General features: G+C 70.1%; 19 protein-coding genes, 1 tRNA gene and 1 pseudogene. 14 read left to right on the top strand and 7 right to left on the bottom strand.

The genetic code is table 11. The features are described from left to right. Nucleotides 1-1,077: pseudogene (locus AACZ35_RS03880) on the bottom strand (excinuclease ABC subunit UvrA); the annotation flags it as partial. Nucleotides 1,078-1,279: 202 nt separating this feature from the next. On the opposite strand from AACZ35_RS03880, the gene rplU reads away from it, so the two are divergent. The 3 genes from rplU to cgtA all read left to right on the top strand — a co-directional run bounded on the left by rplU (nt 1,280) and on the right by cgtA (nt 3,092). Next, nucleotides 1,280-1,591, top strand: coding sequence for a 50S ribosomal protein L21 (gene rplU, locus AACZ35_RS03885; RefSeq protein ID WP_188661280.1), 312 nt, complete (start codon nt 1,280-1,282; stop codon nt 1,589-1,591). An 18-nt stretch (nt 1,592-1,609) separates the two neighbouring features. Further along, nucleotides 1,610-1,870, top strand: a complete 261-nt coding sequence (gene rpmA / locus AACZ35_RS03890) for a 50S ribosomal protein L27 (RefSeq protein ID WP_188661283.1) — start codon at nt 1,610-1,612, stop codon at nt 1,868-1,870. 148 nt (nt 1,871-2,018) lie between these two features. After that, complete coding sequence (cgtA, locus tag AACZ35_RS03895; protein WP_339826318.1) at nt 2,019-3,092, top strand: Obg family GTPase CgtA; 1,074 nt, start codon at nt 2,019-2,021, stop codon at nt 3,090-3,092. A 136-nt stretch (nt 3,093-3,228) separates the two neighbouring features. Here cgtA and rpsT read toward each other — a convergent pair whose 3' ends face one another. Further along, entirely contained in the window at nt 3,229-3,498 is a 270-nt protein-coding gene (gene rpsT / locus AACZ35_RS03900; RefSeq protein WP_188661288.1) for a 30S ribosomal protein S20, read from the bottom strand. A 125-nt stretch (nt 3,499-3,623) separates the two neighbouring features. Between rpsT and murJ the strand changes: the two genes are divergently transcribed. From murJ to AACZ35_RS03950, 10 genes are all read left to right on the top strand, one after another. Next, a complete protein-coding gene (gene murJ / locus AACZ35_RS03905; RefSeq protein WP_339826321.1) occupies nt 3,624-5,204 on the top strand; it encodes a murein biosynthesis integral membrane protein MurJ in 1,581 nt (526 codons plus the stop codon). Between the two features lie 23 nt (nt 5,205-5,227). Next, nucleotides 5,228-6,184 (top strand): bifunctional riboflavin kinase/FAD synthetase, encoded by a 957-nt coding sequence (locus AACZ35_RS03910; protein WP_339826323.1) that lies wholly within the window; start codon nt 5,228-5,230, stop codon nt 6,182-6,184. A gap of 68 nt (nt 6,185-6,252) precedes the next feature. After that, on the top strand, nt 6,253-9,018 hold the full coding sequence (ileS, locus tag AACZ35_RS03915; protein WP_339826344.1) for an isoleucine--tRNA ligase: 2,766 nt from the start codon (nt 6,253-6,255) through the stop codon (nt 9,016-9,018). Continuing rightward, entirely contained in the window at nt 9,015-9,518 is a 504-nt protein-coding gene (gene lspA / locus AACZ35_RS03920) for a signal peptidase II (RefSeq protein WP_339826346.1), read from the top strand. Before ileS ends, lspA begins: the two co-directional genes overlap by 4 nt. Before the next feature lie 8 nt (nt 9,519-9,526). After that, nucleotides 9,527-10,477, top strand: coding sequence for a 4-hydroxy-3-methylbut-2-enyl diphosphate reductase (gene ispH, locus AACZ35_RS03925; protein WP_339826325.1), 951 nt, complete (start codon nt 9,527-9,529; stop codon nt 10,475-10,477). A gap of 38 nt (nt 10,478-10,515) precedes the next feature. Beyond that, a tRNA-Thr gene (locus AACZ35_RS03930) sits at nt 10,516-10,591 on the top strand. Nucleotides 10,592-10,617: 26 nt separating this feature from the next. Then, a complete protein-coding gene (locus tag AACZ35_RS03935) occupies nt 10,618-11,433 on the top strand; it encodes an FkbM family methyltransferase (protein WP_339826327.1) in 816 nt (271 codons plus the stop codon). A gap of 98 nt (nt 11,434-11,531) precedes the next feature. Then, nucleotides 11,532-12,134: a hypothetical protein gene (locus tag AACZ35_RS03940; protein ID WP_339826329.1), complete on the top strand. Its 603-nt coding sequence runs from the start codon at nt 11,532-11,534 to the stop codon at nt 12,132-12,134. A gap of 113 nt (nt 12,135-12,247) precedes the next feature. Next, entirely contained in the window at nt 12,248-13,000 is a 753-nt protein-coding gene (locus AACZ35_RS03945) for a glutaredoxin (RefSeq protein WP_339826331.1), read from the top strand. A 41-nt stretch (nt 13,001-13,041) separates the two neighbouring features. Beyond that, nucleotides 13,042-13,725: an SOS response-associated peptidase gene (locus tag AACZ35_RS03950; protein WP_339826333.1), complete on the top strand. Its 684-nt coding sequence runs from the start codon at nt 13,042-13,044 to the stop codon at nt 13,723-13,725. Between the two features lie 9 nt (nt 13,726-13,734). On the opposite strand, the gene AACZ35_RS03955 is transcribed toward AACZ35_RS03950, so the two are convergent. Genes AACZ35_RS03955 through lexA form a run of 4 tightly spaced genes read right to left on the bottom strand, consistent with a single transcriptional unit; the run spans nt 13,735 to nt 19,473 of the window. Continuing rightward, the gene (locus tag AACZ35_RS03955) at nt 13,735-16,827 is read right to left on the bottom strand and encodes an error-prone DNA polymerase (RefSeq protein ID WP_339826348.1); all 3,093 of its coding nucleotides are present in this window, start codon (nt 16,825-16,827) and stop codon (nt 13,735-13,737) included. Beyond that, nucleotides 16,815-18,233 (bottom strand): DNA polymerase Y family protein, encoded by a 1,419-nt coding sequence (locus AACZ35_RS03960; RefSeq protein WP_339826335.1) that lies wholly within the window; start codon nt 18,231-18,233, stop codon nt 16,815-16,817. The genes AACZ35_RS03955 and AACZ35_RS03960 overlap by 13 nt, the downstream gene beginning before the upstream one ends. A 12-nt stretch (nt 18,234-18,245) precedes the next feature. After that, a complete protein-coding gene (gene imuA / locus AACZ35_RS03965; RefSeq protein WP_339826337.1) occupies nt 18,246-18,866 on the bottom strand; it encodes a translesion DNA synthesis-associated protein ImuA in 621 nt (206 codons plus the stop codon). A gap of 1 nt (nt 18,867) precedes the next feature. Further along, entirely contained in the window at nt 18,868-19,473 is a 606-nt protein-coding gene (gene lexA, locus AACZ35_RS03970) for a transcriptional repressor LexA (protein ID WP_339826338.1), read from the bottom strand. 146 nt (nt 19,474-19,619) lie between these two features. Between lexA and radA the strand changes: the two genes are divergently transcribed. Beyond that, a complete protein-coding gene (gene radA / locus AACZ35_RS03975; RefSeq protein ID WP_339826340.1) occupies nt 19,620-21,017 on the top strand; it encodes a DNA repair protein RadA in 1,398 nt (465 codons plus the stop codon). Between the two features lie 190 nt (nt 21,018-21,207). On the opposite strand, the gene ccsA is transcribed toward radA, so the two are convergent. Continuing rightward, nucleotides 21,208-22,005, bottom strand: coding sequence for a cytochrome c biogenesis protein CcsA (ccsA, locus tag AACZ35_RS03980; RefSeq protein WP_339826342.1), 798 nt, complete (start codon nt 22,003-22,005; stop codon nt 21,208-21,210). Between the last annotated feature and the right edge of the window lie 25 nt (nt 22,006-22,030).

Here is a 22,030-nt window from a genome sequence, read left to right on the forward strand (position 1 = left end):
GGCCGTCAGCAGCCCGTCGCGCAGGAAGGGTTTCAGCACCGCCTGGCGCACCGGCTCGGACAGCTCCTGCCAGGCCGCGTCCGGGTCGAAGCCGTAGTGTTTGGCCAGCGAGGCGATCAGCTGGAAGTAGTAGGCGTTGCGGCGGTCCCAGCCGCGCACGGCGCCGGCGGCCAGGCTCAGTTCGGGGTGCACGACCACGCGCGAGGGGTCGAAGAACTGGGTGATGCCCAGGCCGTCGCAGCCCGGGCAGGCGCCCACCGGCGAATTGAACGAAAACAGCCGCGGCTCGAGCTCGGGCAGGGCGTAGTCGCAGACCGGGCAGCTGAACTTGGAGGAAAACAGCAGCGGCGCCACCGAGTCGTCGTCCAGGTCCTGGACCTGGGCCAGGCCGTCGCCCAGTTTCAGCGCGGTCTCGAAGCTTTCGGCCAGGCGCTGCTTGAGGTCTTCGCGGGGCTTGAAGCGGTCCACGACCACTTCGATGGTGTGTTTCTGGCGCAGGGCCAGGGTAGGCACGGCGTCGAGTTCATACAGCTCGCCGTTGACCCGGACCCGCACGAAACCCTGGGCGCGCAGCTGGTCGAAGACCTGGGCGTGTTCGCCCTTGCGCTCGCGCACGGCCGGGGCCAGCAGCATGTAGCGCCGGTCGGCGGGCAGGGCCAGCACCTGGTCGACCATCTGGCCGACGGTCTGGGCCTCGAGCGGGTAGTGGTGGTCCGGGCAGCGCGGGGTGCCGACCCGGGCGAACAGCAGGCGCAGGTAGTCGTAGATCTCGGTGATCGTGCCCACGGTCGAGCGCGGGTTGTGCGAGGTGGACTTCTGCTCGATCGAGATGGCCGGGGACAGGCCCTCGATATGGTCCACGTCCGGCTTCTCCATCACGCTCAGGAACTGCCGGGCGTAGGCCGACAGGGACTCGACGTAACGGCGCTGGCCCTCGGCATAGATGGTGTCGAAGGCCAGGGACGACTTGCCCGAGCCGGACAGGCCGGTGATGACGATCAGCCGGTTCCGGGGCAGGTCCAGGTCGATGTTCTTGAGATTGTGGGTGCGTGCACCGCGGATGCGAATCGTATCCATGCGCCGGGGAGGGCTCCTTGACGGCTGGCGGGAACGGGAACCCGGCAGTCTAGCAGTCCGGCCCGCCCCGACCGGCTACGCGGGGTGAATTGCCTTGTGGGACAGGGGCTTGCACCGGGCTTGGGAAGCCGCTTATAATTCCGCTTCTGTCCCGTGACCGCGGGCAGGTGTCTTCAAAATAACTACTAGAGGAATTCCGGTCATGTACGCAGTCATCGTTACCGGCGGTAAGCAGTACCGCGTTATGCAGGGCGAGACCCTGAAGGTCGAGAAGATCGACCTCGAGGAAGGCAAGAGCTTCGACATCGAAAAGGTGCTGATGCTCGGCGACGGCGACAAGGTCACCGTTGGCGCGCCCCTCGTTGATGGTGCCAAGGTCACCGCGACCATCAAGTCGCACGGCCGCCTGGACAAGGTCCGCATCGTCAAGTTCCGTCGCCGCAAGCACCATCGCAAGCAGATGGGCCACCGGCAGTACTACACCGAAATCGAAATCACCGGCATCGCCGGCTAAGCCAGAGGAGACAGCGTCATGGCACAGAAAAAAGGCGTAGGCTCGTCCCGCAACGGCCGCGATTCCAACCCGAAGTACCTCGGCGTCAAGATGTACGGTGGCCAGGCCATCGACGCCGGCAACATCATCGTGCGCCAGCGCGGCACCGAGTTCCATCCGGGTCCGGGCGTCGGCCTCGGCCGCGACCACACCCTGTTCGCCCTGGTGGACGGCGTGGTGGATTTCTCGGTCAAGGGCCCCAAGAAGCGCCGCACCGTGAGCGTGGTCCCGGCGGCCTGAAACCCGCCCGGTTCCGCCTGAAGGGCCCCGCTTCGGCGGGGCTTTTCGTTTCAGCCTCCCGGCCAGGCCGGCCCGCGCCCTTCACGGCGCGGCGCGGACGGCCCACAATCAGCGCGGACGGCCCCGGGCCCCGCCAGGGAAACACCTCGTGAAATTCGTTGACGAAGCCACCATCACCGTTTCCGCCGGCAGCGGCGGCAACGGCTGCATCAGTTTCCGGCGGGAGAAGTTCATCCCCCTGGGCGGCCCGGACGGCGGCGATGGCGGCAACGGCGGCAGCGTCTGGCTGCAGGCCGATGAAAACCTCAACACCCTCATCGACTTCCGCCACCAGCGCCAGTACCGCGCCCAGCGCGGCCAGAACGGCATGGGCCGGCAGATGTTCGGCAAGGCCGGCGACGACGTGATCATCCGCGTCCCGGTCGGCACCGAGGTCATCAACGTCGGCACCGACGAGATCATCGGCGATCTCACCGACCACGGCGACCGCCTGCTGGTGGCCCAGGGCGGCCTGGGTGGCAAGGGCAACGTGCACTACAAGAGTTCGGTCAACCGGGCCCCGCGCAAGGCCGGCACCGGCACCCCGGGCGAAGAACGCGAGATCCGGCTTGAACTGAAGCTGCTGGCCGACGTCGGCCTGCTGGGCTTCCCCAACGCCGGCAAGTCCACCTTCATCCGCGCCGTATCTTCGGCCACGCCGAAGGTGGCCGATTACCCGTTCACCACCCTGTACCCCAACCTGGGCGTGGTCAGCGTCGAGGTGGACCGCAGCTTCGTCATCGCCGACATCCCCGGCCTGATCGAAGGCGCGGCCGACGGCGCCGGCCTGGGCGCGCAGTTCCTGCGCCACGTGCAGCGCACCCGCCTGCTGCTGCACCTGGTGGACATGGCGCCCTTCGACGAAGGCACCGACCCGGTTTACCAGGTGCGCGCGATCGAGGCCGAGCTGCGCAAGCACGACCCGGCGATGCTGGAAAAACCCCGCTGGCTGGTGATGAACAAGGCCGACCTGCTGCCCGAGGACGAGCGCCAGGCGCGCGCCGAGGCGCTGGTGAAGGCGCTGGACTGGAAGGAGCCGTGGTTCATGGTCTCGGCCATCGGCCGGGAAGGCACCTGGCCGATCGTGCTCAAGGTGCAGCAGTTCTTCGACGACCAGAAGGCCGCGGCCCTGGAGGCCGCCGAAGACGTGGCCGCCCGGGCGGAGATGGCGCGCAATGGCTGAGCCGGCGGCCGCTGGATGCGGCAGCCGCCGCCGTACCCTCGGGGCAGGCAAATGGGCCGGCAAATCGCAGGCAGCAAAAAGGCCGGCTTTCGCCGGCCTTCGTGCGCTGGCCAGGGCGCCTGACGGCGCCGCGGGCTCAGGCCTGCTTCAGCGCCTTGATGTGGGCGGTGATGCGGCTCTTGTGACGGGCAGCCTTGTTCTTGTGGATCAGGCCACGGGCCGAGTAGCGGTCGAGGATCGGCTGGGCGGTCGCGAAGGCGGCTTCGGCAGCCGGGGCGTCCTTGGCTTCAAGGGCCTTGAGGACCTTCTTCACGGCGGTGCGCAGCATGGAACGCTGGCTGGCATTGCGGGCGTTGCGGACGACGGTCTGCTTGGCGCGCTTCTTGGCGGACTTGATGTTGGCCACGGAGGGCTCCTGAAAACGTTGGACGAGGGCCGGGCGTTGGGTTCCCGGCCGGTAATAGGGGGTCGAAAGACCCGAAATTATGGGGGATTCAGTAGCTTGAGTCAAATACCCCCCGGGGCGCGCCCGTGAGCCCGCCCGAGACGGCCCAGGCAAAGGGCGGCCTGCTGCGTTCCACCGCGGTTTTCAGCGCCATGACCCTGCTGTCGCGCATCGCCGGCTTCGCCCGGGACGTGGTGCAGGCGCACGTGTTCGGCGCCGGCGGCATCGTCGATGCCTTCGCGGTCGCCTACCGCATTCCCAACTACCTGCGCCGGATCTTCGCCGAGGGTTCGTTCGCCTCGGCCTTCGTGCCGGTGCTGTCGGAGCTGCGCCAGCGCGGCGACCAGGCGGCGCTGAAGGATTTCCTGGACCACGTGGCCGGCGCCCTGTGCGCGGTGGTGCTGGTGGTCAGCGGCCTGGGCATGCTGGCGGCGCCGCTGGTGGTGGCGGCCATTGCCCCCGGCCAGCTCGATGACCCGGCCAAGTTCGCGCTTACCTCCGACCTGCTGCGCATCGTTTTCCCCTACCTGGCCCTGGTGTCGATGACGGCCCTGGCCGGCGCCGTGCTCAACAGCTTCCAGCGTTTCGCCCTGCCGGCGGTGACCCCGGTGCTGCACAACCTGTCGGTGATCGCGGCCATGCTGCTGCTGGCGCCGATGCTGGCCGTGCCCATCCGCGCCCTGGCCTGGGGCGTGCTGGCCGCCGGTTTCCTGCAGCTGGTGCTGCTGTGGCCGGCGATGGGGCGGCTGGGACTGCGGCCCCGGCTGCGGCTAAATTTCAGGCATCCGGGCGTGCGCCGGGTCGGCGCGCTGATGCTGCCGACGCTGTTTTCCTCGTCGGTGGCGCAGCTGAACCTGATCGTCGGCACCATGTTCGCCTCGCTGCTGATCGACGGCAGCCAGAGCTGGCTTTATTACTCCGACCGCCTGGTCGAATTCCCGCTGGGGATGTTCGGCGTCGCCCTGGGCACGGTGATCCTGCCGCACCTGGCGCGCCGCCACGCCGACACCGACACCGCCGGCTACGCCAGCGCCCTGGACTGGGGCCTGCGCAGCGTGCTGCTGCTGGCGGTGCCGGCGGCGCTGGGACTGGTGCTGCTGGCCGAACCGCTGGTGCTGACGATCTTCGAACGCGGCGCCTTCAGCGCCGGCGACGCCCGCATGACCTCGCTGAGCCTGATGGCGATGTGCATCGGCATCCCGGGGTTCATGGCCACCAAGGTGCTGCTCTCGGCCTTCTACGCGCGCCAGGACACCCGCACCCCGATGCGGGCCGCGGTGCGCACGGTGCTCATCAACGTGGCGCTGACGGCCGCGATCACCACGCCGCTGTGGCTGTATGACGTGCCGGGCGCACACGCCGGCATCGCCCTGGCCACTGGCCTGGCCGGCCTGGCCAATGCCGCGCTGCTGTGGCGGGCCCTTCGCCGCGAGGGCACGTTCGTGCTTTCGCCGGGCTGGGGCCGGCATCTGCTGCGCGTGGGCGTGGCCAGCGCGGCGCTGGCGGCGGCGGTGCTGGGCTGCCTGTACGCCATCGGCGACTGGCGGGCCTGGGCCGGCGTCGCACGCTGGGGCCTGCTGCTGGCCGTGGTCGGCGCCGGTGCCGGCGCCTACGGACTGGGCCTGCTGGCGATGGGCTGGCGACCGCGTGAACTGCGCGGGCCGTGACCGGGCCCGGCTATAATTCGCCGATGGACAAGCTGTTCCGGGACGTCGAGGGCGAATGCATCGCCCCGCAGGGCAGCGTGGTTTGCATCGGCGCCTTCGACGGCCTCCACCGGGGGCACCAGGCCCTGGTCGGCCGCGTGCGGGCGCGTGCGCGCGCCCTGGGCCTGAAGGCCGTGGCGCTGAGCTTCGAACCCCTGCCGCGCGAATATTTCGCCCCAGCCGACCCGCCGGCGCGCCTGCTGCTGCCGCGGGCCCGCTTCGAGGGCCTGTGCCGGCTGGGCATGGACGCCGTCGGCCTGCTGCGTTTCAACGCGGCGATGGCGGCGATGTCGCCGGAAACCTTCGTGGAAAAGGTGCTGGTCAAGCGCCTGGCCGCGCGCGAGGTCTGGGTGGGGCCGGGTTTCCGCTTCGGCCACCGCCGCGCCGGCGACCTGGCGACCCTGCAGGCGCTTGGGGCCAAACACGGCTTCGAGGCCACGGAAGTGGCGGTCGTGGCCGACGGCGGTGAACGGGTCTCGGCCAGCGCCGTGCGCGCCCAGCTGGCCGCCGGCGACCTGGACGCGGCCGCCCGCGCCCTGGGCCGCCGCTACGCCATCGCCGGCACGGTGGTGCGCGGCAAGCAGCTGGGCCGCCAGCTCGGCTACCCTACGGCGAACATCCGCCTGGCCGGCAAGCGGGCGCCGCTGGGCGGCATCTTCGCGGTCTGGGTGCACGGCATCGGCCCCGAACCGCGCGCCGGCGTGGCCAGCCTGGGCACGCGGCCGACGGTGCAGGGTGTCGAGCCCCTGCTCGAGGCGCATGTGTTCGACTTCGATGGCGACCTCTACGGAAGCCGCATCGAGGTGGAGTTCGTCGCCAAGCTGCGCGACGAGGAAAAATTCGACGACCTGCCGTCCCTGGTCCGACAGATGGACGAGGATTCCCGGCAGGCCCGGCGCGCTTTGCGCCACGACAGGGAAACATCCGGAGTAAGTGCGTGAGCGAAGTGACCGACACTGGCGGCAAGGACTACAAGCACACCATCAGCCTGCCCGAGACGGCGTTCCCGATGCGCGGCGACCTGCCCAAGCGCGAGCCGGGCATGCTGGCCGCGTGGCAGCAGATGGGCCTGTACCAGCGCGTGCGCGAAAACGCGCGGGGCCGGCCGCTGTTCGTGCTGCACGACGGCCCGCCGTATGCGAACGGTTCGATCCACATCGGCCACGCGGTGAACAAGATCCTCAAGGACCTGGTGGTGAAGTCGAAGCTGCTTTCGGGCTTCGACGCGCCCTACGTGCCGGGCTGGGACTGCCACGGCCTGCCGATCGAACTGGTGGTCGAAAAGAAGCACGGCAAGGTCGGCACCAAGCTCGACGCCGCCGCCTTCCGCGCCAAGTGCCGCGAATACGCCGCCGAACAGATCGAAGGACAGTCGAAGGACTTCCAGCGCCTGGGCGTGCTGGGCCAGTGGGACAAGCCCTACCGCAGCATGGACTTCAGCTTCGAAGCCGACATGCTGCGTTCGCTGGCGAAGATCGTCGAGCGCGGGCACCTCACGCGCGGCGTCAAGCCGGTGCACTGGTGCTTCGACTGCGGTTCGGCGCTGGCCGAGGCCGAGATCGAATACGCCGACAAGGTGTCGCCGGAAGTCGATGTCGCCTACGACGCCCATGAACCAGCCGCGCTGGCGGCGAAGTTCGGCGCGGACAGCGGTGGCGCCATCGTCGCGGTGCCGATCTGGACCACCACGCCCTGGACCCTGCCGGCTTCGCTGGCGGTCACCCTGGGCGCCGGGATCGACTACGTGCTGGTCGAAGGCCCGGCGCGCGCCGGCAGGCGCGTGCTGCTGGTGTTGGCCGAAGCGCTGCACGAGGCCGCGCTCAAGCGTTATGGCATTGAAACCCCGCAGGTGCTCGGCCGCGCCACTGGCGCCGATCTCGAAGGCCTGGTGCTGTCGCATCCGTTCTACGAACGCGACATCCCGCTGATCCTTGGCGAACACGTCACCACCGAAGCCGGCACCGGCGCCGTGCACACCGCGCCCGGCCACGGCCAGGAGGACTACCAGGTCGGCGTGAAATACGGCCTGCTGGAAAAGTACAAACAGCCCCAGCTCAACCCGATCGGCGGCAACGGCGTTTACCTGCCGGGCACGCCGATCTTCGAAGGCCAGTTCATCTGGAAGGCCAACGACACCATCACCGCGCTGCTGGCCGAGCGCGGCGTGCTGCTGGCCTCGGGCAAGATGGAGCACAGCTACCCGCACTGCTGGCGGCACAAGTCGCCGGTGGCGTTCCGCGCCACCCCGCAGTGGTTCATCTCGATGAGCCAGGCGAACCTTCGCAAGGACGCCCTGGCGGCCATCGGCCAGGTGGCCTGGGTGCCCGATTGGGGCCAGGCGCGCATCACCGGCATGGTCGAAGGCCGCCCGGACTGGTGCATCAGCCGCCAGCGCACCTGGGGCGTGCCGATCGCGCTGTTCATCCACAAGGTCAGCGGCGAACCGCATCCGCGTTCGGTCGAACTGATGCGCGCGGTCGCCGACCGCGTGGCGGAGCAGGGCACCGATGCCTGGTATTCGCTGGATCCGGCTGAACTGCTGGGCGACGAGGCCGGTGACTACGAAAAGGTCAACGACATCCTCGACGTCTGGTTCGATTCCGGCGTCACCCACGAGGCCGTGCTGGCCGCGCGCCCGGAAGACGGCCTGCGCAAGCCCGCCGACCTGTACCTGGAGGGCAGCGACCAGCATCGCGGCTGGTTCCAGAGTTCGCTGCTGACCGGCATCGCGATGGACGGCGCCGCGCCCTACAAGGAAGTGCTGACCCACGGTTTCACCGTCGATGCGCAGGGCCGCAAGATGTCCAAGTCGGTCGGCAACGTCGTGGAGCCGCAGAAGGTGAACGACGCGCTGGGCGCCGACGTGCTGCGCCTGTGGGTGGCCTCGGCCGACTACCGCAACGAGATGTCGGTGTCCGACGACATCCTCAAGCGCACCGCCGACAGCTACCGCCGAATCCGCAATACGCTGCGCTTCCTGCTGGGCAACCTGCACGGCTTCGACCCGGCGAAAAACGCCGTGGCCAACGACAAGCTGCTGCTGCTCGACCAGTGGGCCGTGCACCGCGCGCACACGCTGCAGGCGGAAATCACCGCGGCCTATGCGCGCTACGACTTCGCCGCCGTCGTGGCCAAGGTGCAGAACTTCTGCACCAATGACCTGGGCGCGGTTTACCTGGACGTCACCAAGGACAGGCTGTACACCATGCCGGTGGACAGCCTGGGCCGGCGTTCGGCGCAGACCGCCATGTTCCACATCGCCGAAGCCTTCGTGCGCTGGATCGCGCCGGTACTGAGCTTTACCGCCGCCGAGGCCTGGGCGTTCCTGCCCGGCAAGCGCGAGGAGCACGTGCTGTTCGCGACCTGGTACGAAGGACTGGCGTCGATGCCGGCCGATGCGCCGCTGTCGGCAGCCGACTTCGACCGCTTGCTGGAACTGCGCGAAGAAGTGAGCAAGGTGCTCGAGCCGATGCGTGCCGGTGGCGACATCGGCGCCTCGCTGGAAGCCGAAGTGGACCTGTCGGTGGATCCGGCGCTGGCGGCGAAGCTGGCGCCGGTGGCCGACGAGCTGCGCTTCTTCTTCATCACCTCGCGCCTGGACCTCGCGCCCGGTTCCGGCGCGACCAAGGTAAATGCCAAGGCCAGCGAGCACGGCAAGTGCGTGCGCTGCTGGCACTACCGCGCCGATGTCGGCGCGGATGCCGCGGACCCGCAGCTCTGCGGCCGCTGCGTGGTGAACGTCAACGGCGCCGGTGAATCCCGGCGGTGGTTCTGATGGCTTCGCCGCGTCCGAACGCGCTGGCCTGGCTGGGCCTGTCGGCCGTGCTGGTGGTCGTTGATCAGTGGAGCAAGTGGCTGGCCGTCGCGAAGCTGGAATACGGCAACCCCGTGCCCTTCATCGACGGCTTCTGGAACTGGACCCTGGTGCACAACTACGGCGCCGCCTTCAGCTTCCTGTCCAGCGCCGGCGGCTGGCAGCGCTGGTTCTTCACGGTGCTGGCCTTTGGCATCAGCGCCGGCCTGGTGGTGTGGCTGGCGCGCACCCCGCGCAGCGACTGGCGCACGGCGCTGCCGTTCGCCCTGGTCATCGCCGGCGCCATTGGCAATGTCATCGATCGCCTGCGCTTTGGCTACGTGGTGGATTTCGTCGACTGGTACGTGGGCACGTGGCACTGGCCGGCCTTCAACGTGGCCGATTCGGCCATCGTGGTGGGCGCGGTGCTGCTGGTGCTGTTCAGCTTCAAGGCGCCGCCGGCGGCCGGGAAAGGCGGATAATCGCGGCCATGGACGTCCTGCTCGCCAATCCCCGTGGTTTCTGCGCCGGCGTTGATCGCGCCATCGAAATCGTCAAGCGCGCCATCGATTCCCTGGGCGCGCCGATCTACGTGCGCCATGAAGTGGTGCACAACCGTTTCGTGGTCGAGGACCTGCGCCAGCGCGGCGCCGTGTTCGTCGAGGAACTCGACGAAGTGCCGGCCGGCGCCACGGTCATCTTCAGCGCCCATGGTGTTTCCCAGGCGGTGCGCGCGGAAGCCGAGCGCCGCGGCCTTAAGGTGTTCGACGCCACCTGCCCGCTGGTGACCAAGGTGCACATCGAAGTGGCGCGCCACTGCCGCGCCGGCCGCGACGTGGTGCTGATCGGCCACGCCGGGCATCCGGAAGTGGAGGGCACCATGGGCCAGTGGCGCCGCGAACACGGCGAGAACCACATCCACCTGGTCGAAGACGTCGCCGGCGTGGCGACGCTGCAGCCCACGCAGCCGGACAACCTGGCCTACACCACCCAGACAACGCTGTCGGTGGACGACACCAAGGAAATCATCGCGGCCCTGCAGGCGCGCTTCCCGGCCATCCAGGGCCCGAAGCACGACGACATCTGCTACGCCACCCAGAACCGCCAGGACGCCGTGCGTGTGCTGGCCGGCCAGGCCGAGGTGGTGCTGGTGGTGGGTTCGGTGAACAGCTCCAACTCCAACCGCCTGCGCGAACTGGCCGAGAAGCAGGGCGCCCGCGCCTACCTGATCGACGGTGCCTCCGACATCAACCCCGAGTGGGTGGCCGGCGTGGCCCGGGTCGGCATCACCGCCGGCGCCTCGGCCCCGGAAGTGCTGGTCCAGGACGTGGTCCAGCGCCTGCGCGACCTGGGCGCCACCGGGGTGGAGCACCTGGAGGGCAAGCCCGAGGACGTGGTGTTCGCCCTGCCCAAGGAACTGCGGATCCAGCTGGTAAATTGACCGCCGGGCCCCGCGAAGCCTAGAATTCGCGCCTTCCCGCCGGAATAGCTCAGTTGGTAGAGCGGCGCATTCGTAATGCGTAGGTCGCAGGTTCGACTCCTGTTTCCGGCACCACTTTCGACGCCATGGGATCCGGTCCAATGCGCGCTGCCTTGGACCTGACGGGCTCGATAAAGCACGCCGCGCTGCGGCTGATGCCCTGGGTGCAGACGGCCTGGGCCACCCACCGGGCCACCGGGCTGCGATTCCTGGTTTCGCCCCGCGACGTGGTCGGCCGCACCATCATGCGGCGCCACGGCTACGAACCCGAGCTCACCGACTGGCTGCTGGCCGCGATCAACGCCGGCCCCGGCGGCGTGTTCGTGGACGTCGGTGCCAACCTGGGCTGGTTCACGCTGCAGGCGGCGCGGCTGGAAAAAGTCCGGCGTGTGGTCGCGATCGAGCCGGACGTGGGCAACCATCGCCTGCTGCAGACCAGTCTTGATCGCAACGGCCTGGCTTCGCGCGTGGACGCGGTGGCCTGCGCGGTGGGCAAGGGCAGCGGCCTGGCCCTTCTCAGCCGCTACAAGGGCTCGAACCTGGGCAAACACTCGCTGGCCGTCGACCACGGCCAGGGCGGCACCTGGGTGCCGGTGGAATCGCTGGACGCGCTGCTTGACCGGCTTGGCCTGGCGCAGGCGCCGGTGGCGGCGATCAAGGTTGATGTCGAAGGTTACGAACCGCTGGTGATGCAGGGTGCGCAGGGCGCGCTGGCCCGCGCCCGGGCGCTGCTGGTGGAACTTTCCCCTGCGCTGTCGCGCGCCGGTGGCCTGGACGTGGCGCAGGCGCTGGACGACATCGCCGCCGCCGGCTTCGTGCCCGACATCTGGGACCAGCCCGGCGCCGTGCCGGACTTCGCCGGGCTTCGCGCCTTCACCGGGCAGGCCACGGTGGGTTTGATCAAACCGGGCGCCTGAGGCACTTCTTCCTTCCTTGTTGCGCGCCGATTTCCTACGGCGCCCCAACGGCTGCCTTGCCACTCTGGTCGCGTCCAATGACGGACCAGGGAGGAAGGATGAGCAGTCTCAAGACGATGTTGATCGGGTGCCTGCTGGCCGGCGGCTGCGGCCTTGCGCTGGCGGCACCGGCGGTGACCGTGGGCAAGGGCCCGGTGGCGTTCGCGCCGGAACCCGCCGAGGTTTGTTCGGCGATGTCGGTGTCCAAACACTACACGCTGGCCGATGCTGATTTTGGCTGGGTGCGCGACCAGCTCAACGCCACGCTCGAGCGCGTGCCCGCGGACCCGGCCGGTAATTTCCGGAAGGCGGCGAGCCACCGTATCGCGGCCGATGCCACTCAGTTCGGCCTGCGCCTGGACCACGCGCGCTGCGAGGCCGTGCAGGGCCCGCTTGCCGGCGACGTGCTGCGGGCAGGTTCCGGCGTCCCGACCAAGGACTGCCGCGAAGCCGGCTGCGAAGATCCGCTGCCGGGCTGGACGGCGCCGGAAGGCTCGACCCTGGCGATCTGGACCTGCGAGGGCAATGTCTTTCGCGAAGTCGTGTACGAGCGGATCAACGGCACCTGGCGGGTGAAGTCGGTGCGCGAAGAGCTGGTGGTCAGCTGCCAGGTGAGCAAGGAGCCGGGAGAAGGCAAGGAGCCACGCGACGGCAAGGAGTAGGCGCGGTGGCCGGGGCGGGCAGGTGGCCGTTGCCCGCCCCGGTCAGGCGAGGTTCGGCTGCGCGCGTGCCGGCGGGGCTAAGCTGGGTGCCGTGATCGCTGACGGAGTTCCCCATGTCCCAGGACACCGAACGACGCGCACGGCTGCACCGCATGGTCATGCCCGGCCACGTTTGCCCCTACGGCCTGAAATCGCGCTGGCTGCTGCGGCGAAAGGGTTTCGAGGTTGACGACCGCTGGCTGACCACGCGGGCCGAAACCGATGCGTTCAAGGAACAACACGGCGTCGAAACCACGCCGCAGACCTTCATCGACGGTCGCCGCATCGGCGGCTACGACGAGCTTCGAAAGCATTTCGGCCTCAAGGTGCGCGACGAAGACGACACCAGCTACACGCCCGTGCTGGCGGTGTTCGCCGTGGCGGCGCTGCTGGCCGTCGCCAGCCTGTGGCCGGCCCTGGCGGTGGTGCCGCTGGCCGAACGTTTCATCGCCATCGGCATGTGCCTGCTGGCCATGCTGAAGCTGCAGGACGTCGAGCAGTTTTCCAGCATGTTCCTCAACTACGACCTGCTGGGCCGGCGCTTCGTGCCCTATGCCTATTTCTATCCGTTCGCCGAACTGGCGGCGGGCGTGCTGATGCTGGCCGGCGCGCTGCACGTGGTGTCGGTGCCGCTGGCGCTGTTCATTGGCGGCGTCGGCGCCGTGTCGGTGTTCAAGGCGGTGTACGTGGACAAGCGCGAGCTGCGCTGCGCCTGCGTCGGCGGCGGCAGCCAGGTGCCGCTGGGCTTCGTCTCGCTTACCGAAAACCTGATGATGCTGGCCATGGGCGCCTGGATGGGCTGGCGCTACCTGCTGCCTGCGCTGTAAGGCAGGGCCAACCCGGGCCGCGTGGCGTTAGACTTCCGGCCATGTGCGCACGCTACGCCCTGTTCGGCCCCTTCAGCCCGGGCAACCTGGTGCCGGGTTTCGTCGAGCACGTCATCAATCCGCTCGCCGGTTTCGCCCACTACAACATCGCGCCGAGCCTGGTGAACCCGGTGGTGGTGGCCGGTGGCGGCGGCCCGGGCCTGGAGTCCATGCGCTGGGGCCTTCTGCCGCACTGGGCGAAGGACCCGAAGATCGCCTACTCGACGATCAACGCCCGCGCCGAAACCCTGGCCGAAAAACCCGCCTTCCGCGACGCCTGGCGCCGCGGCCAGCGCTGCCTGGTGCCGGTCACCGGCTGGTACGAATGGGTGGACCAGGGTGGCAAACGCAAGCAGCCGTATTTCCTGCGCTCGGCCGAAGGCCACAACCCCATGATGTTCGCCGGCCTGTGGTCACGCTGGACCGACGCCGACGGCAAGCAGGTGGCCACCTACACGGTGGTCACCACCGAAGCCATGGGCGAGGTCCGCCGCGTGCACGACCGGCAGCCGCAGGTGCTGCCTTCCGATGCCTGGGACACCTGGCTGCAGGCGCCGGTGCCCGAAGCCGCGGCCCTGTTGCAGCCGGTCGTGACCTCGCTGCGCATTCATCCGGTGGGTTCGGACGTGGGCAATCCCCGCAACCAGGGCGCCTCGCTGGTGGAACCGCTGGCCGATGCCGGGTGACCCGATCGCCTAGCGAAAATCCCGCGACCGCGCATTGAGCTGCTGCGCCAGCGCACTTTCATCGTGCAGCCGGCTGGCGATGAGGTGGTGCACGCCGTCCACCGTTTCCCAGCGGCCTTCGACGCCCAGCAGGCGTGATTCGATCAGCACGCGGCGCTGGCGTTCGCCGAGGTCGCGCCAGACCACCACGTTGACCATGCCGTCTTCGTCCTCGAGGGTGATGAAGGTGGTGCCGCTGGCGGTTTCCGGGCGTTGGCGCATCGTGACCAGGCCGGCGGCGCGCACGCGGCTGCCGTGGGGCAGTTCGCGCAGCTCGCGCGAACGCCGGTAGCGGCGCATGGCCAGCTGGCGGCGCAGCAGCGACAGCGGATGCGGGCCCAGCGTCAGGCCAATGCGGGCGTAGTCGGCCAGCAGGTCTTCGCCGGTGCTGGGCACGGGCAGGCTGACGGTGTCTTCGGCCGGTGAGCCGTCGAACAGCGGCAGCTGCTTTTCGACGCCGCCCACGGCCCAGCGCGCGCGGTGCCGGTGGCCGGCCAGGCCCTTCAGGGCGCCGGCTTCGGCCAGCAAGGACCGGGCGCGTTCGTCCAGGCCGGCGCGATGGCACAGGTCGGCGACGTCGTCGAAGGGCCGCGCCGCGCGCGTCGCCACCAGCGCTTCGCCGGCGGCGCGCGGCAGGCCGGCGATTTCGCGCAGGCCCAGGCGCAGGGCCGGCTGCCGGGCGGCATCGCCGGGCCAGGCTTCCAGTGAGTTGTCCCAGTGGCTGTGGCGCACGTCCACCGGCCGCACCACGATGCCGCCGCGGCGCACGTCCTGCACCAGCTGGCTGTTGGAATAAAAGCCCAGCGGCTGCGAGTTCATCAGCGCGCAGGTGAAGGCGGCCGGCTCGTGGCACTTGAGCCAGCAGCTGGCGTAGGTGATCAGCGCGAAGCTGGCGGCGTGCGATTCCGGGAAGCCGTAGCTGCCGAAACCGCGGATCTGTTCGAAGATGCGTTCGGCGAAGTCGGTGTCGTAGCCGTTCTTGGCCAGGCCGGCGAACAGGCGGTCGCGGAAATGTTCCAGGCCGCCGCGGCGTTTCCAGGCCGCCATGCCACGCCGCAGTTCGTCGGCTTCGCCGGCGGAAAAGCCGGCGGCGACGATCGCCACCTGCATCACCTGTTCCTGGAACAACGGCACGCCCAGGGTGCGCCGGAACACTTCCTCCAGCGCCGCCGACGGGTAGGTGACCGGCTCCAGCCCCTGCCGGCGCTGCAGGTAGGGGTGCACCATCTTCCCCTGGATCGGCCCGGGGCGGACGATGGCCACCTGCACCACCAGGTCGTAGAAGGTGCGCGGTTTCAGGCGCGGAAGCATGGCCATCTGCGCGCGTGATTCGATCTGGAACACGCCGACGGTGTCGGCCTTCCGGATCATCGCGTAGGTGGCCGGGTCTTCGGCGGGAATGGTGGCCGGCGTGAGGTCGCGGCCGCGGTGTTCGCGCAGCAGGGCCAGGCATTTGCTGACCGCGGTGAGCATGCCCAGCGCCAGGCAATCGACCTTCAGCAGGCCCAGGGATTCGAGGTCGTCCTTGTCCCATTCGATGAGGGTGCGGTCGGGCATCGCCGCGTTTTGCACCGGCACCAGATGGTGCAGGGGCTGGCCGGAGATGACGAAACCGCCGACGTGCTGGCTGAGGTGCCGCGGCGCGTCGAGCAGCTGGCGGGTCAGCGCCAGCACCCGCCGCATCACCGGCGCGTCGGGGTCGAAGCCACGTTCGCGCAGGCGGTCTTCGATGGGGGATTCGCCGTCCCACCAGGCGAAACATCGGCTCAGCTGGTCCACTTGGTCCGGCGGCAGGCCCAGGGCCCGGGCGACGTCGCGCACGGCGCTCTTGCCGCGGTAGCAGATGACCGTGGCCGCCAGCGCGGCGCGGTCGCGGCCGTACTTGCGGAACACGTACTGGATGACTTCCTCGCGGCGTTCGTGCTCGAAATCGACGTCGATGTCGGGCGGTTCGTTGCGTTCCTTCGACAGGAAGCGCCCGAACAGCAGGTTCATGCGCGCCGGGTCCACCTCGGTGATGCCCAGCGCGAAACACACGGCCGAATTGGCCGCCGAACCGCGGCCCTGGCACAGGATGCCCTGGCTGCGCGCGAACACCACGATGTCGTGCACGGTCAGGAAAAACGCTTCGTACTGCAGCTCGGCGATGAGCACGAGTTCCTGTTCGATCTGCGTGCGGACTTTCTCCGGCGTGCCCTCGGGCCAGCGCCGCGCCATGCCTTCGAAGGTGAGCACGCGCAGCCAGCTCGAGGGCGTGTGGCCCTCGGGCACCAGTTCGCGCGGGTAGCGGTATTGCAGCGTGCCCAGGTCGAAGGTGCAGCGGGCGGCGATGCGGCGGGTTTCTTCCAGCAGCGACGGCGGGTAGATGGCGGCCAGCGCGCGGCGCGTGCGCAGGTGGCGTTCGCCGTTGGGGAAAAGATGCGCGCCGGCGTCGGCGACGGTGAGGTGGTGGCGGGTGGCGGTAAGCACGTCCTGCAGCGCACGCCGGCCGCGCACGTGCATGTGCACGTCGCCGCTGGCCACCGCCGGCAGGCCCAGCGTGGCGGCCAGCGCCTGCAGCCTGGCCAGGCGGGCGTCGTCGTCAGGGCCGCGGTGCAGTTCCACCGCCAGCCAGCAGCGGTCCGGGAACCGGCCGTGCAGCCATTGGCCTTCGCGCGGGTCGGGTTCGGCGCCGGGCAGCCACAGCGCCAGCAGGCCGCTGTTGTCGGCCTCAAGGTCGTGGCGGTGCAGGCGGTATTCGCCCTTGGCGCTGCGCCGGCGGCCGGTGGTGATCAGTTCGCACAGGCGCCGGTAGCCGGTTTCATCTTCGACCAGCAGCACGCAGCGCAGGCCGTCGTCCAGGCGCAGTTCGCTGCCGGTGATCAGCGGCACGCCGGTGGCCCTGGAGGCCTCCCAGGCACGCACGATGCCGGCCAGGGTGCATTCGTCGGTGATCGCCAGCGCGGTGTACCCCTGCTGCCTGGCGCGTTCGAACAGGTCGCGCGCGCCCGATGCCCCGCGGCCGAAACTGAAAGGCGACAGGCAGTGCAGTTCGGCGTAGCCGGGCGCGCTCACGCGAACCAGCCGTGCAGCATGAAGGGCCCGCGTTCGCCGGCGGAACAGAAGATCCAGGCGCGCTGGCCTTCGGCGGTGAGCGCGACGTAATAGTCGCGGCGCAGGTCGTCGCCGTCCCACCAGCCCGATTCGATGCGCTCGGGCCCGGCCAGCAAGCGTGGCGCCGCGCCGCGCAGCGGGATGGGGCGTTCAAGCAGCCAGGTCGGGCGGGGCAGGGCCGGCGGCAGCAGGTAGCGACCGCGCAGTTCGCGCACCCGGCGCTGGGCGTGTTCGGGGCGCGGGTCGGCGTGCGGTGCCCACTGGTGCACGGCGTCGTCGCCCAGCCGCGCCTGCAGCCGCGCCTGCAGGGCCGGCCAGTCCATCGCGCCGGCGGGCCGGGCTTCGAACAGGTCGCGCCCGGCCGGTACGAAGGGCGGCAGGTCGGTGGCGCGGATGCCGAAGGCGCGCACCGGCGCCGGGATCGGTTCGCGTTCGAGCACCAGCTTCGCCAGTTCGAACAAACGCGCCGGGTCGCGTTCGGCCGCGACCGCGCCCACGACGTGCGCGCTGGGCGGGCGCAGGTCGTGTTCGTAGACCAGCTCGAACTGCTGCACGCCGCCGTCGCGGCCCACCAGGAACGCGCACAGATCGCCGAGCAATCGCTTGAGCGGAAACAGCAGTCCGGTGTGGTAGCGGATTTCGTCGTCAAACTCAAAGCGCGCCTCGAAGATGTCCGGCGGCTGGTAACACGGCCGCGGGTCGGGCGCGTCGCCAGTGAGCCGGTCGAGGGTGTCGAGCAGCCCGACGCCAAAACGCCGGCGCAGACCCGGCCGCGGCAGCACGAACAATTGCCGCATGCGGCGCAGCCCCAGGCTGGCCAGGGCTTCGTGCGTGCGCTGGTCGAACGGCGCCAGCGCCATCGGCAGCGCATCCAGCGCACGGCGCAGCTGGGTGCTGTCGCGCACCATCAGGCCGTCCTGCTGTTTTGCCAGGCACAGCGCACCCAGCGGCGTTGGCGCCACCGCCAGCGTGTGCGCCAGGCCCAGTTCGCGCAGGTCGTCGCGCAGCAGGCGTTCAAAACGGGGCCAGGGCCCGAACAGGCCCAGGCTGCCGCCGACTTCCAGCCACAGGGTGTCGGCGCCGTCGCGGCAGACCTGGCCGGAATAGCGGTAGGCCCAGGCGCAGGCCAGGTCGAGCAAACGGCTGGCTTCGCCCGCGTCGAAAGACACGCAGGCCAGGCTGGGGCACAGCGCCATCGCCGCCGCCAGCGGCTGCCCGGCGCGTACGCCGGCGGCCAGCGCGGACGCATTGGCCTGCACGACCAAACGCCGCTGCGGCGGCCCGTCGGCCAGGGCCAGCGGGGCGGAAGGGTCAGGCTGGCGCCGGAGCGCGGCGTCGAGCGCCCGTCGCGGCAAATGGATGGCGGCCCAGAGCACGGCGTGCCGGCATCAGTGCCGAAGCGCCGGTGCCCAGGGCACCGGCAACGCAGGGGGATGGCTGCCGCGGCATTTGAGTATGCGCAGTCCGCCGCTTTCGAACTGCAGCCGCAGCGCGGCGGGCGAAGGATTGCGCGCCGCCGCCAGCGGCCGGAACAGGAAGCCCATTGCCTGGCCGGCTTCCGCCGCCACCTGCAGCCGGCGCAGGGTTTTGTCGTCGGCGCGCTGGGGCCAGCCCAGCACGGCGCCGCAGGCCTGGCTGCGCAGGCATTGTTCCAGCGCCCAGGCCGACTGCCGGCCGCCGGTGTCGACGATGTGCAGGCGGGCGAGGTCGATGCCGGCGCGGGCCAGCGCCGGCGCGTAGGGCCGGTAGGGCGGGTCCACCCAGGCGATGTCGCGGCCGGCGCGGCTGAGCCGGGCCAGGGTGGGCAGCAGCAGCGAGAGTTCGCCGACGCCGTCGGCCGGCAGCAGCAGTTCGGTGAGCGCGGCCTCGGGCCAGCCGCCGGCGGGCAGGGCGGCGTCGAGCGCGGCGTGGCCGGTGGGCTCGCGCGTGGCCTGGGCCTGGCCGCGGGGCTGGCCGCGCCAGAGCCGGCGCTGGGCCAGCAGGGTGTCGAGGGAAAGTACGGCGCCCATGTCAGCCCCGGCGCACCAGGCCGCAGTACACGCCTTCGATGGCGAACACGGCCCCGGTGGGCACCTCGATGGGCGCGTGGTCGGGATTGCGCGGCAGCAGGGTGATGCGGTCCTTGCGCCGGCGCAGGCGCTTGACCGTGAGTTCGCCGTCCAGGCGCGCGACCACGATCTGGTTGTCGCCGGCGTCGGGCGTGCGGTGCACGGCGATCAGGTCGCCGTCGAAGATGCCGTCGTCGCGCATCGAGTCGCCCTTCACCCGCAGCAGGTAATCGGGCCGCGGGAAAAACAGCGCGCGGTCGAGCAGCAGGTGGCCTTCGAAGTCCGGGTCGCCGATGGGTTCGCCGGCCGCCACCTTGCCAAGCACCGGCAGCGCCAGCGAATGCGCCGGCGCCGGCAGCGTGGCCAGGCGGATGCCGCGGGCCTGGCCCGGCAGCAGGGTGAGGGCGCCCTTGGCCTCGAGCGCCTGCAGGTGCGCCTGCGCCGAGCGCGCCTGGCGGAAGCCGAAATGCCGGGCGATTTCGGCCAGGGTGGGCGGGCGGCCCTCGCGCGCGACCTGGGCGGTGACGAAGTCGAGGATGGCCTGCTGGCGGTCGGTGAGGGTATCCATGGCACAAATATATGTGGTATTCCTGTGGCCGGCCAGTCCCCCGTCGCCGGGCGTTGGGGCAGCCTGCCCCCGGGCAGGCTCACGGCCTGAGACGCTGCCCGGCTACCCTTTGTTTCCCGTCCGATTCCCCAAGCGAGCCCCGCCCCATGGCCAAAGCCAAGACCGCCTACGTCTGCAGCGAATGCGGTTCTTCCACCACCCAGTGGCAGGGCCAGTGCGGCGACTGCGGCGCCTGGAACACGCTCACCAGCTTCGTGGTCGAGCCGGCCAGCTCCGCCAAGGCCGCGGCGCCGGCGGCGGTGCGCCACGGCGGCTGGGCCGGGCGCCCGGAAGCCGCCGGCGTCACCGCCCTGCGCGAGGTCAGCCAGGACGCCGAGGTGCGCGTGTCCACCACCATCGGCGAACTCGACCGCGTGCTCGGCGGCGGTATGGTCGAAGGTTCGGTGGTGCTGGTCGGCGGCGACCCGGGCATCGGCAAGTCCACGCTGCTGCTGCAGGCGCTGGCGCTGATGTCGGCGCGGCTGCCGGCCCTGTACGTCACCGGCGAGGAAAGCCTGGCCCAGGTCGCCGGCCGCGCGCAGCGGCTGGGCCTGCCGCTCGACAACCTGCACGCGCTGGCCGAAACCTGCGTCGAAAAGATCCTGGCCCAGGCCGCAGCCACCCGGCCTGCGCCGCGCCTGCTGGTGGCCGACTCCATCCAGACGCTGTGGAGCGAACTGCTGACCGCCGCGCCGGGCTCGGTCAGCCAGGTGCGCGAAAGCGCGGCCAAGCTGGTGCGTTTCGCCAAGGAAACCGGCACCTCGGTGTTCCTGGTTGGCCACGTCACCAAGGAAGGCGGCATCGCCGGTCCGCGCGTGCTCGAACACATGGTCGACGCGGTGCTGTATTTCGAAGGCGAGGCCGGCAGTCGCTTCCGCGTGCTGCGCGCGTTCAAGAACCGCTTCGGCGCGGTGAACGAACTGGGCGTATTCGCGATGGGCGACAAGGGCCTGCGCGAAGTACCCAACCCGTCGGCGATCTTCCTCTCGGGTTCAAGCACGGCGCAGCCGGGCAGCGCGGTGATGGTGACGCGCGAAGGCACGCGGCCGTTGCTGGTGGAAGTGCAGGCGCTGGTCGACCAGTCGCCGCTGGCCAACCCGCGGCGCGTGGCCCTGGGCCTGGAACAGAACCGCCTGGCGATGCTGCTGGCGGTGCTGCACCGCCACGGCGGCGTCGGCGTGTTCGACCAGGACGTGTTCGTCAACGTGGTCGGTGGCATCCGCGTGCAGGAAACCGCGGCCGACCTGCCGGTGCTGCTGGCGGTGCTCAGCTCGCTGCGCGACCGCCCGCTGGCCGAAAAAACCATCGCCTTCGGCGAGGTGGGGCTGAGCGGCGAGATCCGTCCCGTGCCCAACGGCGAAGAGCGCCTGAAGGAAGCCGCCACCCACGGCTTCCGCCGCGCCATCGTGCCCAAGGCCAACGCGCCGAAGAAGGGCGCCTACAAGGACATGGAAGTCATCGCCGTCGAGCGGCTCTCCGAAGCCCTCGAAGCCGCCGCCGAGTAGATGCCGCCTTTTGTAGGAGCGCCTTCAGGCGCGAATCTTCTGCCCTTGGCCTTTGGCCAAGCAAAGCGCCGCAACCGTAGCGCCCGCGAGTGGAGGCGCCGCGCCTTCGCCCGCGAAGCGAGCGGAAACGGCGCCCTGCTTGGCCGAAGGCCAAGGGCAGTAGGGACTGAAGTCCCTCCCACAAGAAAACTCAGACGCGGTGCAGCACCAGTTCGTAGACGAACTTGCTGCCGAAGAAGGCCAGCAGCAGCAGGACCATGGCGAACAGCGTCAGCTTGGCCGCGCGCGGGCCGCGCCAGCCCCAGCGCCAGCGGCCGAACAGCAGCACCGCCAGCACGATCCACGACAGGATCGAAAGCAGGGTCTTGTGGCCCAGGTCCTGGGCGAACAGGTCGTCCACGAACAGCACGCCGGTCAGCAGCGTCAGGCTTAGCAGCACGAAGCCGGCCACCAGGCTGCGGAAGAGCAGGGTTTCCATCTGCGTCAGCGGCGGCAGCAGGCGCATCCAGCCGCCCAGGTGGCGCTGGCGCAGGGCGTGGTCCTGGAACCACAGCATCAGCGCCAGCAGCGTCGCCACCGCCAGCGTTGCGTAGGCCAGCAGGGCCATCAGCGCATGCAGCTGCAGGCGCCAGTCCAGGTCGGCGCGGGCGACGCTGCCGCCGAGCAGGGCATAGGCCAGCAGCACCAGCGCCGCCAGCGGGAAAACGATGATGCCCAGGGCTTCGATGCGCTGGGCCGGCCCCAGCACCGTGGTCAGCGCCGCCATGCCCAGGCCCACCAGCGAAAGTGCCGGGAAGAAGTGCAGGTCGGCCGCGCCCATCTGCTGCCAGGCCCAGCCGTGCACCGCCGCGTGCAGGACCACTGCCGGCAGCGCCAGCCACAGCCAGCGCCGCGGCGCCGGATTCGGGGCCTGCGCATGCCCGGCCAGCTGCTGGCTGGCGAAGGCGTACAGGAGGGTCGCGAGCAGGGCCAGGACGAGGGTGGGCATCGGCCGAGTTTGGCACAGCGGCAGG

The organism is uncultured Arenimonas sp. (assembly GCF_963976025.1).
GTDB lineage: Bacteria > Pseudomonadota > Gammaproteobacteria > Xanthomonadales > Xanthomonadaceae > Arenimonas.

What these genes read in the sequence shown, in the direction of transcription:
- rplU (WP_188661280.1), top strand. Translation starts at nt 1,280, where the DNA reads ATGTACGCAGTCATCGTTACCGGCGGTAAGCAGTACCGCGTTATGCAG.
- rpmA (WP_188661283.1), top strand. Translation starts at nt 1,610, where the DNA reads ATGGCACAGAAAAAAGGCGTAGGCTCGTCCCGCAACGGCCGCGATTCC.
- AACZ35_RS03910 (WP_339826323.1), top strand. Translation starts at nt 5,228, where the DNA reads ATGGACAAGCTGTTCCGGGACGTCGAGGGCGAATGCATCGCCCCGCAG.
- ileS (WP_339826344.1), top strand. Translation starts at nt 6,253, where the DNA reads ATGCGCGGCGACCTGCCCAAGCGCGAGCCGGGCATGCTGGCCGCGTGG.
- ispH (WP_339826325.1), top strand. Translation starts at nt 9,527, where the DNA reads ATGGACGTCCTGCTCGCCAATCCCCGTGGTTTCTGCGCCGGCGTTGAT.
- AACZ35_RS03935 (WP_339826327.1), top strand. Translation starts at nt 10,618, where the DNA reads ATGCGCGCTGCCTTGGACCTGACGGGCTCGATAAAGCACGCCGCGCTG.
- AACZ35_RS03940 (WP_339826329.1), top strand. Translation starts at nt 11,532, where the DNA reads ATGAGCAGTCTCAAGACGATGTTGATCGGGTGCCTGCTGGCCGGCGGC.
- AACZ35_RS03945 (WP_339826331.1), top strand. Translation starts at nt 12,248, where the DNA reads ATGTCCCAGGACACCGAACGACGCGCACGGCTGCACCGCATGGTCATG.
- AACZ35_RS03950 (WP_339826333.1), top strand. Translation starts at nt 13,042, where the DNA reads ATGTGCGCACGCTACGCCCTGTTCGGCCCCTTCAGCCCGGGCAACCTG.
- imuA (WP_339826337.1), bottom strand. Translation starts at nt 18,866, where the DNA reads ATGGGCGCCGTACTTTCCCTCGACACCCTGCTGGCCCAGCGCCGGCTC.
- lexA (WP_339826338.1), bottom strand. Translation starts at nt 19,473, where the DNA reads ATGGATACCCTCACCGACCGCCAGCAGGCCATCCTCGACTTCGTCACC.
- radA (WP_339826340.1), top strand. Translation starts at nt 19,620, where the DNA reads ATGGCCAAAGCCAAGACCGCCTACGTCTGCAGCGAATGCGGTTCTTCC.
- ccsA (WP_339826342.1), bottom strand. Translation starts at nt 22,005, where the DNA reads ATGCCCACCCTCGTCCTGGCCCTGCTCGCGACCCTCCTGTACGCCTTC.